Here is a 13,247-nt window from a genome sequence, read left to right on the forward strand (position 1 = left end):
AGATAGACTCGCAATAAATTTTTCTTAAAGATCGCTACGCTTAAGAGATCTAAACGGCTGAACGTGTAGAGCAAGAGCGTATCGCTGCAGAAAAAGCAGAGGCTGAACGTGTAGAACAAGAACGCATTGCAGCAGAGCAAGCTGAGGCTGAGCGTGTAGAACAAGCACGTATTGCAGCAGAGCAAGCAGAGGCTGAGCGGGTAGAGCAAGAGCGCTTGACTGCAGAGCTTGCCAAAGATGAAGCTAAACAGGCAGAAAAGCCTAAAAAAGAAGGGTTTTTCTCTCGCCTTAAAAAAGGTTTACTGAAAACCAAAGTAAATTTAGGTTCTGGTTTTGCATCGATTTTTAGTGGTAAGAAAATTGATGATGAATTATTTGAAGATCTTGAAACTCAGCTATTAACAGCCGACTTAGGTGTTGATACCACCATGAAGCTGATTGACCGTCTGACTGATGCTGCCAATCGCAAGCAATTAAAAGATGGTGATGCACTGTATGAGTTAATGAAGCAAGAAATGGCGGCTATGCTTAAAACGGCAGAGCAACCATTAGAAATTCCTGCTGATAAAAAGCCTTTTGTGATATTGATGGTAGGGGTTAACGGAGTGGGTAAAACGACCACTATTGGTAAACTTGCTAAGCAATTTCAAGATCAAGGTAAATCAGTAATGCTTGCTGCGGGTGATACCTTCCGAGCTGCAGCTGTTGAGCAATTACAAGTGTGGGGTGAGCGTAATCAAATCCCTGTAATTGCACAGCACACGGGGGCAGACAGTGCTTCAGTGGTCTTTGACGCATTTCAAGCTGCAAAAGCTCGAAATGTAGATGTATTAATTGCCGATACAGCTGGGCGCTTGCAAAATAAAGATAACCTAATGCAAGAGCTTGAAAAAATAGCTCGCGTAATGAAGAAAATTGATGCCGATGCACCACATGAAGTAATGTTAACTATCGATGCGGGCACCGGACAAAATGCCATTAGCCAAGTTAATTTATTCAATCAATGCGTGGGTCTTACCGGGATCACTTTATCTAAGTTAGACGGTACAGCTAAAGGTGGAGTTATCTTCGCTGTGGCAGATAAGTTTAATATTCCGATCCGCTATATTGGTGTGGGTGAAGGCATTGAAGATTTACGCGCATTTAATAGCAATGACTTCATTGATGCGCTATTTAGCCAAGATGAGGACGAAGTTTAATTTTCAAAAGGGAGCTTGCTCCCTTTTTAGCTGCGGATGATTGATAACTAAAATGATAAATTTTCAGCAAGTCAGTAAAACATATCCCGGTGGTCATCGAGCGCTGGAAAAAGTTAGTTTCCATGTTAAACCCGGTGAACTGGCATTTTTAACCGGCCATAGTGGCGCAGGTAAAAGTACCTTACTTAAACTTATTAGTTTAATGGAGCGTCCTTCTGCGGGGCATGTTTTTATTAATGGTGTTGATTTAAACGCAGTTAAATCTCGGCAAATTCCTTATGTCCGACGTGATATTGGGATCATCTTCCAAAACCATCGCTTATTAGAGCGCCATACTATTTTTGATAATGTTGCTCTGCCCTTGATCATCGAAGGTACGCATCATAAACAAATTGCAAAGCGTGTTCATGGTGCGCTGGATAAAGTTGGCTTGCTAGACAAAGTTAAATGCCATCCATCAACACTCTCTGGCGGTGAACAGCAACGTGTGGGGATTGCCCGTGCAATTGTAAACTCTCCACCATTATTACTTGCCGATGAGCCTACAGGTAACTTAGATCCTGAGTTATCAATGGATATATTACGCTTGTTTGAAGACTTTAATAATCATGGTACGACAGTGCTTATTGCGACTCATGATTTAGGGCTGATCTCGCGAATGAAATACCGCAGTTTAACACTAAAAGATGGCCGTATGAGCCAAGATCCTTTGGCAGAGGCAACACTATGAGCTTGTTATTTAAAGGTCGAAAAAGCCAAAATGAGCGTGTTAAAAAATCATTATTTGCAGCCTGCTATTTCTTTGCGCTGAACATCTTTCGCCAAGGTATACATAGTTTAGGTGAAATGTGGCGTACGCCGATGGCATCAATGATGACCATTGCTGTGCTAGGCTTGAGTTTAACATTACCCGCAACCTTGTATTTAGTCGTTAAAAATGTCCAGCAAGTAAGTAGTGGTTTTGAAGAAGCGGCAGAGATCTCATTATTTGTTAAAGAGTCCATGAGTGAACAAGAAACGCAAACGCTAGTAAAGCGATTAGCGCTCTATCCTGAAATAGACAATGTCACCTTTATCTCAAAGCAAAAAGCACTCATTGAATTCAAAGAAGTGTCTGGTTTTGGCCAAGCACTTGAATATTTAGACGCTAACCCTTTACCTGATGTAGTTATTGTGACACCCACTTCACGCCATCGTCAGCCAAACGCAGCACAAACGTTATTAAAAAAGCTTGAAGCAGAGCGAGAGGTTGATTTTGGTAAGTTAGATATTGCGTGGCTGGAGCGCTTAAACGCATTGTTAAGTTTATTAAAAGAAAGCGTCATTACTATTGCCTTATTATTATTAACATCGGTTACTTTAATTATTGGTAATACGATCCGTTTATCAATCATGGATAAAAAAGAAGAGATCCAGGTGATGAAGTTAGTAGGGGCGACTAATACCTTTATCCATGCGCCATTTTTATGGACGGGTATTTGGTATGGTATTATAGGTGGTTTGTTTGCATTTATATGTGTCGCTTTAATGATGTGGTGGCTCGGTTCAGCAGTATCAGAAGTTGCTGGCGTATATCAAACCAGTTTTAATTTAATTGGTTTGAGTATTGCTGAATTTGGTGCTTTAGTACTATTGGCGACCAGCTTAGGGTTTATAGGTTCATATTTATCAGTTAATCGTTATATTAAAGAAATTGAACCCGATAAAGTGTAACAATTGTTGATTATAATCATTGATTCAGTTGGTTATGGGGAATCACCTTCTTATAGCCAATTGACCGCAAAGCTAGAATTCATCGCTTATTCAGGCATTTAAAGTAGAATAAAAAAACACTAAAAAACCACTTGCTTCAATCGAAAAAAAGTTTTAAATTGAAGTTAGCACTCTAGGTCAAAGAGTGCTAAGATGGTTTCAAATATTTATCACCGAGGTGAAAAATGAGTAAAGATTTATACGCAATGGCACTCACAGTTGGACAGCAAAGCGCAAGTATGGACGGCTACCTTCAAGCGGTAAGCACTATACCTATGCTAGATGCTGAGCAAGAAAAAGAGTTGGCGACTCGCTTACAGGAAGATGGCGATCTTAACGCTGCAAAGCAACTCATCATGTCTCACCTTCGTTTTGTGGCACATATAGCTAAAGGTTATTCAGGCTACGGTTTGCCACAAGCAGACTTGATCCAAGAAGGTAACATTGGCCTGATGAAAGCTGTAAAGCGTTTCGACCCGTCAGTGGGCGTACGTTTGGTTTCATTTGCAGTGCACTGGATAAAAGCTGAAATTCACGAATTCGTACTGAAAAACTGGCGTATCGTAAAAGTTGCGACCACTAAAGCGCAGCGTAAACTGTTCTTTAATCTTCGTAAGAACAAAAAACGTTTAGGTTGGTTTAACCAAGCTGAAGTTGCTACGGTAGCGAACGAGCTAGGTGTAAGTGAAAAAGAAGTACGTGAAATGGAATCGCGCATGAGCGGCCAAGACATGGGCTTTGATTTAACCGGTGACGACAGCGATGACGCGCCAACAAGCACTTATTCACCAGTGCAATACTTAACAGATGGCAGCAACGACCTTGCTGAGGAAGTTGAGCAACAGCAGTGGCAAGAACAGTCGCATACACGTTTATTTAGTGCTTTAAAAACCTTAGACGAACGTTCACAAGATATTGTTAGCGCTCGTTGGTTGTCTGATGAAAAAGCAACACTGCAAGAGCTTGCTGAAAAATACAGCGTATCAGCAGAGCGTGTTCGTCAGCTTGAGAAAACAGCGATGAAAAAGCTACAAACAGCAATGAGCTAATACCCGCTTTGCAAAATTATTAAAACCCTGCATGAAAATGCGGGGTTTTTTGTTTTAAGGGAAGTTATAAGTTTTAAGCGATAAGTCATAAGCACGAGAAAGTTTTAAGTGGCAAACGTGGCCACCGTTATTTTCTTTCCCTGTTGCGAAACATTATAGAAAAGAGCTTAAAGTAATTTATTCACAAAGAGGTTTAGAGGCGCTGCGCTTTATAATTATCAACGTATGTTGGTTTGAGCGCAGCGAAACCCAATGAAAAGTACCCAACCAATTAGCGCCAGTATTTTGCATTATCGGCTGTCTAAAGTCAGTCCTCTACCGAAGTACGGCTCAGTGCCAAAATCAGGCCTTCAGACGTAACTCGTTTCTGCCCCAAAACAAGTTAGGGTAAATACTCTAATGGCTGCTTTGAGCAAAGCAGGCATTCAAAGTGTTAATGAATAAATAATCAATTCTCGTTATATAATATAATTGGCTTCTCGTTAAAATCCCCATAAATATTTAAGTTTCTGATTTTAAATCTGTTTTTATGCGTGTCCTCGTGATGTAATTTTACCCATTCTCGAATAGGTAAATTCTCGGTTATAGGAGAGTCTAAACAATTGTAATTCCTTTAGGCTATGTGTAAGTTATTAATAATTAAATTAGTAAAAATCGTATTTTGATAATTCTGGAAATCGACACATTGAGTGTTAACGGGAATTCTCAGTAATACGCTTTTATACGGCAAATGGAGTTTCGATGAATCCGATAGTATTAGTGACAGGCGGAAGTCGAGGGATCGGTGCTGCAACCTCTAAATATTTAGCAAAACAGAATTATGCTGTTTGCGTTAATTATATTTCTAATAAAATTGAGGCAGCTAAGGTTGTTTCGGACATTGAAAAAGGTGGTGGTACAGCAATAGCTGTACAAGCGGATGTTTCAAAAGAAGGTGATGTAATCCGTCTATTTAATACTATTGATAAATCATTAGGTCGAATTACTCACTTAGTAAATAACGCAGGTATATTGTTACCGCAAATGCGAGTGTCAGAAATGACAGCTGAAAGAATTAATAAAGTGCTAACGACAAATGTCACAAGTTATTTTTTGTGTTCACGTGAAGCAATCAATAGAATGAAAAATGGTGGTGCAATTGTTAATGTATCTTCGGCTGCATCAAGGTTAGGATCTGCGGGTGAATATGTTGATTATGCCTCTTCAAAAGGAGCTATAGATACATTAACAATTGGTTTGTCGCTTGAAGTTGCTAATCAAAACATACGTGTAAACTGTGTACGTCCAGGCTTTATTTATACTGAGATGCATGGCGATGGCGGGGAACCCAATAGAGTTGAGCGCGTTAAATCATTAATACCTTTACAACGAGGTGGTACACCTGATGAAGTTGCTTCTTCTATTGCATTTCTTCTATCAAATGAAGCATCATTTATTACAGGTACATTTGTTGATATAGCTGGTGGTAAATAGCCGTATAACACATATGAGCCTTAACTCTGTCAATAGGCACTAGTATTCTTTTTGACCGTTTTTTAAATTGACGGTCAATTCAAAGTCAATAAACAAACCCGTTTACTTCGTCTGTCGATGTGGCTGTTAAGCAAGTTGCTTACGGCAAATCTTTACTTCAGACATTATAACTCCTGACCGTCTGCAAATGGCACACAGCTGTCCTTCGTCTATAACGCGTTTATGTACCAAAAATGAGTTTGATCGACCGTTTGCTTCTCACAGCTCTACACCGTTACTCAATTTTATTCTTACATCGTTGGGTTTCGTTGCTCTCAACTACAATCTACGGTGGCTAATTTAACGATGGACTATTCTGTTTTCTAAAATCTAAAATCTAAAATCTAAAATCTAAAATCTAAAATACCTTTTCCCTTGCAATTTGTAGCTTTCAACTTAAAATTTGACCGCTGACCGCTGACCGCTGACCGCTGACCGCTGACCGCTTTCTACCTCGCACTCACTCCTTTACTCTCGGCCTGCGCGAGTTGTATATATTTACGCTCTACTAGCTGTGATAGCGGCACGAGTTCAAAGCCTTGTTGTTCCAGTTCGGGGAGTTTGCGCTGTAAAAACTCGATAGTTTCAGGGTAAGGGTGGGCAATTGCGATGGCGAAGCTATAATGCTCGGCTTTATACTTTAGTTCGTTGAGACGAAATTGTAATTGTTGTTCACTAATAATATTGTCAAGAAACACGTGACGGCCAACATTTTCCACACCATATAAATTAGCGACGTTTTGCGCTTGGCTTAAGCCGGTCGTGCGGCTATCTAAAAAGTACAGGTTGCGCTTCTTTAGCACTTCCATGGTCCATTTCATGGGCTGGCTTTCTTGAGTAAGTGCTGAGCCCATGTGGTTATTCACGCCTTTAACTTGTGGCAGTGTGGCAAGGGCATTACCGAGTGTATGCTGTAATTGTTCTTTGCTCATATCGCTGGTGAGTGCGCCTGGGCCAAGTGCTTTACTGTTATCCAATGCTTGCATAGGAATATGCAGCAGTAATTCTTTATCTGATTGACTGGCCAAGCGAGCAAAAATTTGTGAATAGGGGGTATGAGGCAAAATCGAAAACGATATTTTACCTGGTAAATTTAAGGTTTCGAGGTCGCGTTGATGATTACCAATATCATCAATCACGATGGCTATTTGTTTACCTGCCGCAACAGCGGGTAAGCTGCAAATAGCCAATAATAGCCAAGCTAGTTTTTTCACGTTTATAATTTTTATTATCTTTTTTTATGAGCTACAACACTTATTTCATCGTTAATAGCTGCTGCGCCTTTAATAACAGAGGATCGGTTACGTCTGAATTTTGCCATAACGGATCGTCGCTTCCTTGTTCATTTTTTATTATAACTACTTTATCTATTTGTGAAAGACCTGATTGATTAATCGCCACGTCGGGGGTCACGCCAACACCATCAATTGATTGCCCTGACGGAGTGAAGTATCTTGCGGTGGTTAGTTTTAGGGCTGTATTACCATTACCAAGTGGGATCAGCGATTGCACAGAACCTTTACCAAATGACTGGCTACCGATTAACGTAGCACGGTGATTGTCTTTTAATGCCGCGGCTAAGATTTCTGCTGCTGAGGCTGAGTTTTCATTGATCAGCACCGCAATGGGGGCACCATTGAGGATATCCCCTTTCTTGGCGCGATAATGTTGATTTGCATCATAAAAGCGTCCTTTGGTGGTGACTATGGTACCGCTTTGTAAGAACAGATCCGAGACTGCTACGGCACTTTGTAATGTGCCGCCTGGGTTGTCGCGTAAGTCGATCACTAACCCCGAAAGGGCTGAGCCATAATTACTTTGTAGCACGGTTATATGCCGCGCTACATCATGTAAGGTGTGATTACTAAAGCTATTAATTGCTAAGTAGCCTATTCCAAAGCTTGATAAAGAACTGGTTACGCTCTCTATGTTAATTTCAGAGCGAATAATATCAAAATCCATTGCTTGCAAAGCATTCGCTCGCTCAATTGTTAAGATGACTGATGCGGTGTCGCTGCTTTTAATCATTTGCGCAACTTGGTCAATGTTTTTATTAACTATCGGTTGTTGATTGATAGCAAGTACCACATCATTTTTTTGTATGCCAGCGAGGGCTGCAGGGGAGTTGTTAATGGTGTTGATAATAACAATTTTTTGATCTTGTTGTTTTACCTCTATACCAAGCCCTGTGTAGCGCCCGTTAGTGCTACTAAATAGCGCTTCTAACTCTTGTTCATTAAGGTATTTAGAGTACGGATCGAGTTGCGCTAGTAAGGCTTCAAATTGTTGGCTGCTTTCGAAGCTTTGTTGCAGTGCTAAATCTTCAACATAATAGGCGTGGATATTAAATAGGATTTCGCTTTTTTGTTGGCTTTTTAAATCACCTACATTGGTAAGGGCAAAGCTATTAAAACTCAGGCACAAGAAAACACTAATTAATAGCAGATAACAGATATAGGCACGCGTTATAGCATAATGCTGTAACGGTTTTATTTTGTATTGTGTATGTGGCATCAGCTGCTCCCAACGGGGTGCAGCTGTTTAATCACTTAAATGCGTCTGCACCATTTTACAGGGTTTACTGCGCGTCCTTTGTGGCGTATTTCAAAGTATAGACCAGAATTTGCTTGTCCGCCGCTTTGTCCCACTAAGGCGATGATGTCACCTTTACGAACCATATCGCCAACGTCTTTTAACAGGGTTTGCGTATGACCGTATAAACTCATAAAACCGTCGCCATGGTCCAGTACAATTACCCAGCCATAGCCTTTTAGCCAATCAGCAAATACTACTTGACCGTTGTGAACGCTTTGCACGTTACTGCCTTCTCGTGCGCCAATTAACACGCCTTTCCAGTCAATTCCACCGTGTTTGCGTTGTCCAAAACTATGTTCTATTTTCCCTTTTGTTGGCCAGTCTAGTTTTCCTTTGCTTTTCGCTAAGCCGAGCAGTTCAACCTTTTGCGTTTTTTCTTTTTCAAGCTCTTGCAGGGTTGTGACTAAGGTTTTTTCGTTTTCTTTTAGGTAATCAATCTCGTTTTTTGTAGAGCTAAGTTTGGTTTTTAGTTCATTGATATTTGCTTTACGCTGCTGTTGTGCTGCAACTAATGCTTGATGACGATTGGCTTGCTCTTTATGTAAGGCAGTTAAATGGAGTTTAGTTTTTTCCAGTTCAGCTTGTACCACTTCGATTTCGAGCAGTAGGGCTTTTAATTCTTCAATTTGTTCGATACGGGCTTTGTTAAGGTAGTTGTAATAACTTAATGTGCGCTCAACTTGTGCCGTATTTTCTTGATTCAGCAGCATTTTTGAATAGTCGTGCCCGCCGGACATGTAAGCACTTTTAATTTGTGCTGCAAGTGCTTGCTGTTGCTCTTTACGCTTTTTCTCAAGCGTATCAGCTTGTTGCTGTTGTTGTTTTTGTTGTTTTTCGGTATCGCGAATTGACTGCTCTGCAATATTCAGTGCTTTGGCGTTTTTAGCGATATCGAGTTCATGCTGCTGTAGGCTTTTTTGTGATTTAGCGATGTCCTTACGCTGGGCGGCCAACTCTGCTTGACTTTGCTTTAATGCACTTTGAATTTCACTGAGATCTTTTTTAGTACGATCTTCATTAGCGGTAGCCGAAGCGACCACTAATGAAGACATAATTAATGTACTAACAATGAATTGTTTAACACATTTTTTCATGGTTTACTTCAAAGTCATGATCGGTGTGCCAGTCATTTCACTTGGCTGCTCCATACCCATTAGATGCAACATGGTTGGTGCAACATCGCTTAAAGCTTTGCCTTCACTTGGGGTTGCATCACGGCCAACGTAAATGAATGGCACAGGTTCACTGGTGTGAGCGGTATGTGCTTGGCCTGTGGCAGGGTTTGCCATTTGCTCAGCATTACCATGATCGGCAGTAATAAGTGCCTCACCGCCAAACTCTTCTAAAGCTGCGACAACACGGCCAATACAGTGATCCACTGCTTCACAGGCTTTTACAGCAGCTTCAAATACACCTGAGTGACCAACCATGTCACCATTTGGGTAGTTACAAATAATGGCGTCGTATTTACCGCTCTTGATTGCTTCAACCAGTTTATCGGTAAGCATTTCTGAGTTCATTTCAGGTTGTAAGTCGTATGTTGCAACTTGCGGAGATGGGATAAGCTCGCGAGTTTCGCCTTCAAATTCATCTTCACGACCGCCACTAAAAAAGAACGTAACGTGTGCGTATTTTTCAGTTTCAGAAATACGTAATTGCGTTTTACCGTGTTTTTCAAACCATTCGCCAAGTACATTATTAAGTGGCTCCGGAGAAAAAGCGGCAGGTGCATCAATATCAGCTGCATACTCGGTTAACATGACAAAGCCGCTTAACAGAGGGGCTTTTTTCTTCGCAAAGCCATCAAAGTCTGCATCAACAAATGCACGGGTCATTTCACGGGCGCGGTCAGCTCTAAAGTTTAAGAAAATAACCGTGTCACCATCATTGATTTGTGCCGCTTGCTGGTCGTTATCTGTAATCGCTGTTGCTGCTACAAATTCATCGTTTTCATCGCGTTCGTAGGCCGCAGCTAATGCATCAACACCATTATCGTAGCTATGCTGTGCGATACCACTTACCATTAGGTCATAAGCTTGCTCAACCCGATTCCAGCGATTATCACGGTCCATTGCGTAGTAGCGACCAATAATAGATGCAAGACGACCGCAAGCTAGTTTACTAAACACAGCTTCAACACGTTCAATTGAGGCTTTTGCGCTGCGTGGTGGGGTATCTCGACCATCTAAAAATGCATGGAAATACACTTCTTTAGCACCGCGTTCTGCTGCTAACTCGATAGCAGCGATAATATGATCTTCATGGCTATGAACACCGCCTGGACTTAACAAGCCCATTAAGTGCACGGCTTTACCGGCATTGACCGCTTTATCTATGTTTTCGACTAACACGGGGTTGTGGGCAAATTCACCGTCGTTTATTGCTTTAGTAATGCGAGTAAAGTCTTGATAAACCACACGGCCTGCGCCGAGGTTGACGTGGCCCACTTCTGAGTTCCCCATTTGCCCATCAGGAAGACCAACATCTAAACCCGAACCAGAAATTAGGGTATGCGGGCGAGTTGCCCAAAGTTCATCTAAAACTGGGGTATTAGCCGCTAAAATTGCATTACTTTGTGCATCTTCACGGTATCCCCAACCATCTAAAATCATTAATACGAGAGGTTTTTTATGTTGTGTCATTTTGGTTCCTGAAAATTAGCTCCTGTTTAAGCTAAGCATACCGTGTTTTATCGTTATGATCAGCAATCAAAGGCGCATATTAAAATATTTCACTCTCTGGTAATTTCTAATCAAGCACGTATACTTGCGTGGCTAGGGCATTGCCCTTACGTTTAACCCCAGCGCTAAAGGCGCGGGACAATTTTCATAGTGGAAGACGCATGGATCAATATATTGAATTTGTCGGTAATCATCCGATATTAAGTTTAGTGTGGGTTGCTTTGGTTGCACTCATTGTTGGCGGTTGGTTTAAAAGTAAGTTTTCAGCAATTCGTCAAATAAATCCGCAACAATTAACGTTATTAATTAACCGTGAAGACGGTCTAGTTGTAGATATACGTGCCCAAAAAGAATTTAATAATGGTCGTATTGCAGGCGCTGAGCACCTTAGCCCTGAAAAAGCTAAACAATCTGACTTTTCAAGCCTTGAAAAGTCTAAGAGTAAACCCATTATATTGGTATGCACCACAGGCATGACTGCCTCAGGTATTGCAACCGCCATGCATAAAGCTGGTTTTGAATCAGTATATGTATTATCAGGTGGTATGGGGGCATGGCAAAGTGCCGGTCTACCAACGACAACAGGTCGCTAATTTACTTAGTTAGGCCGTTAGAGGAATTGTTATGAGTAATGTTGTTCTTTACACCAAAGCGTATTGTCCTTTTTGCCAACGAGCACTGGCATTGTTAACCAGTAAAGGTGTGCAATATAAGAATATAGATATCGGTGTACAGCCTGAGCTACGTGATGAAATGATCGCCAAAGCAGGTGGGGCGAGCACAGTACCGCAAATCTTTATTAATGATGAGCATATCGGCGGTTGTGACGACATGATGGCGATTGAAGCACAAGGTAAACTTGATGCTAAGTTGAACGCTTAAATATTTATTATAAAAACGATTAAAAGTTAGGAATTATTATGAACGAAGAAAATCAGAACGTAGCAGCACAAGAAGAAACAGGCCCACAATTTACTATTCAACGTATTTACACTAAAGACGTGTCTTTTGAAACGCCTAATTCTCCTGCTATTTTCCAAAAAGAGTGGACACCTGAAGTTAAACTTGATCTTGATACCCGTTCTAACAAACTAGACGAAGGTGTATTTGAAGTTGTATTAGCACTCACTGTTACTGCTTCTATCGGTGAAGAAACAGCGTTTTTATGTGAAATTCAACAAGCGGGTATTTTCACTATCGCAGAAGTTGAAGAAGTACAACTTGCACATATGCTAGGCGCTTTCTGTCCAAATGTACTTTTCCCATATGCGCGTGAGGCGGTATCTAACTTAGTTAACCGTGGTACATTCCCGCAGCTTAACCTTGCACCTGTTAACTTTGACGCGTTATTCGCGCAATATATGCAGCAACGTGCAGCGCAAGCTGAACAGGCAACTGCAGACGCTTAATTGATGAATACAGCCAATTCAGCTGTTACAGTTTTAGGGGCGGGGTCTTATGGCACCGCCCTTGCTATTTGTTTAGCCCGAAATGGTCACGTAGTGACGCTTTGGGGACGCAATAGCGATGACGTTGCCACGCTTGCAGCTGAGCGGAAGAATCAACGTTACCTACCCGATGTCACATTTCCTGATACTTTACACTTAGAAGCCGATTTACACACCGCTGTTACTGCAAGCCAAGTTATTTTGGTTGTAGTACCAAGCCATGCATTTGGCGACACATTGCAGCAAATAAAGCCTTCATTACTTGATGGTGCGCAAGTGGCGTGGGCAACCAAAGGGTTAGAGCCCGATACTGGTCGGTTACTGCAAGAGGTTGCCCAACAAGAGCTAGGCGATGATGTGCCATTGGCGGTTGTTTCTGGGCCGACTTTTGCCAAAGAAATGGCAATGGGGTTACCTACCGCTGTTTCGGTGTCGTCAACATCAACCACCTTTGCAAAACAGCTTGCTGATTTATTGCATTGTGGCCGCTCATTCCGAGTTTATAACAATAATGATTTTATTGGCATTCAACTTGGTGGTGCAGTTAAAAATGTGATCGCGATTGGTGCGGGAATGTCTGATGGCTTTGGTTTTGGTGCTAATGCTAGAACAGCACTTATCACCCGTGGTTTAGCTGAATTATGTCGTTTAGGTTGTGCACTTGGCGCGAAATCTGAAACCTTTATGGGCATGGCCGGCCTTGGTGATTTGATACTTACGTGTACTGATAACCAGTCTCGTAACCGTCGTTTTGGCTTAGCACTAGGCAAAGGTGAGGGGGTTGAACAGGCGATAGCGTCAATTGGTCAAGTGGTCGAAGGTTACCGCAACACCAAAGAGGTGTATTTACTCGCTCAGCGTACAGGCATTGAAATGCCAATTACTGAGCAAATCTATCTGGTACTTTATGAAAATAAAGACGTGAAAGAAGCGGCTATGGCGTTATTAGGCCGTGAGCAAAAATCAGAATAAGCATGAGTGTCAGCGTTGTGCTAATCATTACGCTGACAA

General features: G+C 41.6%; 12 protein-coding genes and 1 pseudogene. 9 read left to right on the forward strand and 4 right to left on the reverse strand.

Annotation, left to right across the window (positions count from 1 at the left end; genetic code table 11):
* Positions 1–56 precede the first annotated feature (56 nt).
* From ftsY to CWB85_RS14005, 5 genes and pseudogenes are all read left to right on the forward strand, one after another.
* A pseudogene (ftsY, locus tag CWB85_RS13985) lies at positions 57–1,199 on the forward strand (signal recognition particle-docking protein FtsY); the annotation flags it as partial.
* A gap of 52 nt (positions 1,200–1,251) precedes the next feature.
* Entirely contained in the window at positions 1,252–1,929 is a 678-nt protein-coding gene (gene ftsE, locus CWB85_RS13990) for a cell division ATP-binding protein FtsE (protein ID WP_138555218.1), read from the forward strand.
* Positions 1,926–2,912: a permease-like cell division protein FtsX gene (ftsX, locus tag CWB85_RS13995; RefSeq protein WP_138555219.1), complete on the forward strand. Its 987-nt coding sequence runs from the start codon at positions 1,926–1,928 to the stop codon at positions 2,910–2,912. Before ftsE ends, ftsX begins: the two co-directional genes overlap by 4 nt.
* Positions 2,913–3,136: 224 nt before the next feature.
* Complete coding sequence (gene rpoH, locus CWB85_RS14000) at positions 3,137–4,000, forward strand: RNA polymerase sigma factor RpoH (protein WP_016708480.1); 864 nt, start codon at positions 3,137–3,139, stop codon at positions 3,998–4,000.
* 741 nt (positions 4,001–4,741) lie between these two features.
* The gene (locus tag CWB85_RS14005) at positions 4,742–5,473 is read left to right on the forward strand and encodes an SDR family oxidoreductase (protein WP_138555220.1); all 732 of its coding nucleotides are present in this window, start codon (positions 4,742–4,744) and stop codon (positions 5,471–5,473) included.
* Between the two features lie 488 nt (positions 5,474–5,961).
* Here CWB85_RS14005 and CWB85_RS14010 read toward each other — a convergent pair whose 3' ends face one another.
* The 4 genes from CWB85_RS14010 to gpmM are packed head-to-tail and all read right to left on the reverse strand — an operon-like array spanning position 5,962 to position 10,749.
* A complete protein-coding gene (locus CWB85_RS14010) occupies positions 5,962–6,726 on the reverse strand; it encodes a divergent polysaccharide deacetylase family protein (protein ID WP_016708483.1) in 765 nt (254 codons plus the stop codon).
* Positions 6,727–6,766: 40 nt separating this feature from the next.
* The gene (locus CWB85_RS14015; protein WP_138555221.1) at positions 6,767–8,026 is read right to left on the reverse strand and encodes a S41 family peptidase; all 1,260 of its coding nucleotides are present in this window, start codon (positions 8,024–8,026) and stop codon (positions 6,767–6,769) included.
* Between the two features lie 35 nt (positions 8,027–8,061).
* Entirely contained in the window at positions 8,062–9,201 is a 1,140-nt protein-coding gene (locus CWB85_RS14020; protein ID WP_138555222.1) for a murein hydrolase activator EnvC family protein, read from the reverse strand.
* A gap of 3 nt (positions 9,202–9,204) precedes the next feature.
* Positions 9,205–10,749, reverse strand: a complete 1,545-nt coding sequence (gene gpmM / locus CWB85_RS14025) for a 2,3-bisphosphoglycerate-independent phosphoglycerate mutase (RefSeq protein WP_138555223.1) — start codon at positions 10,747–10,749, stop codon at positions 9,205–9,207.
* Between the two features lie 200 nt (positions 10,750–10,949).
* Between gpmM and CWB85_RS14030 the strand changes: the two genes are divergently transcribed.
* Genes CWB85_RS14030 through gpsA form a run of 4 tightly spaced genes read left to right on the forward strand, consistent with a single transcriptional unit; the run spans position 10,950 to position 13,208 of the window.
* Positions 10,950–11,381 (forward strand): rhodanese-like domain-containing protein, encoded by a 432-nt coding sequence (locus CWB85_RS14030; RefSeq protein WP_016708487.1) that lies wholly within the window; start codon positions 10,950–10,952, stop codon positions 11,379–11,381.
* Between the two features lie 31 nt (positions 11,382–11,412).
* A complete protein-coding gene (gene grxC / locus CWB85_RS14035; protein WP_016708488.1) occupies positions 11,413–11,670 on the forward strand; it encodes a glutaredoxin 3 in 258 nt (85 codons plus the stop codon).
* A gap of 38 nt (positions 11,671–11,708) precedes the next feature.
* Positions 11,709–12,197 (forward strand): protein-export chaperone SecB, encoded by a 489-nt coding sequence (gene secB, locus CWB85_RS14040; protein WP_016708489.1) that lies wholly within the window; start codon positions 11,709–11,711, stop codon positions 12,195–12,197.
* Positions 12,198–12,200: 3 nt separating this feature from the next.
* Complete coding sequence (gene gpsA, locus CWB85_RS14045; protein WP_138555224.1) at positions 12,201–13,208, forward strand: NAD(P)H-dependent glycerol-3-phosphate dehydrogenase; 1,008 nt, start codon at positions 12,201–12,203, stop codon at positions 13,206–13,208.
* The last annotated feature ends 39 nt before the right edge of the window (positions 13,209–13,247 follow it).

Source organism: Pseudoalteromonas sp. S1727 (assembly GCF_005886375.1).
Classification (GTDB): Bacteria; Pseudomonadota; Gammaproteobacteria; order Enterobacterales; family Alteromonadaceae; genus Pseudoalteromonas; species Pseudoalteromonas haloplanktis.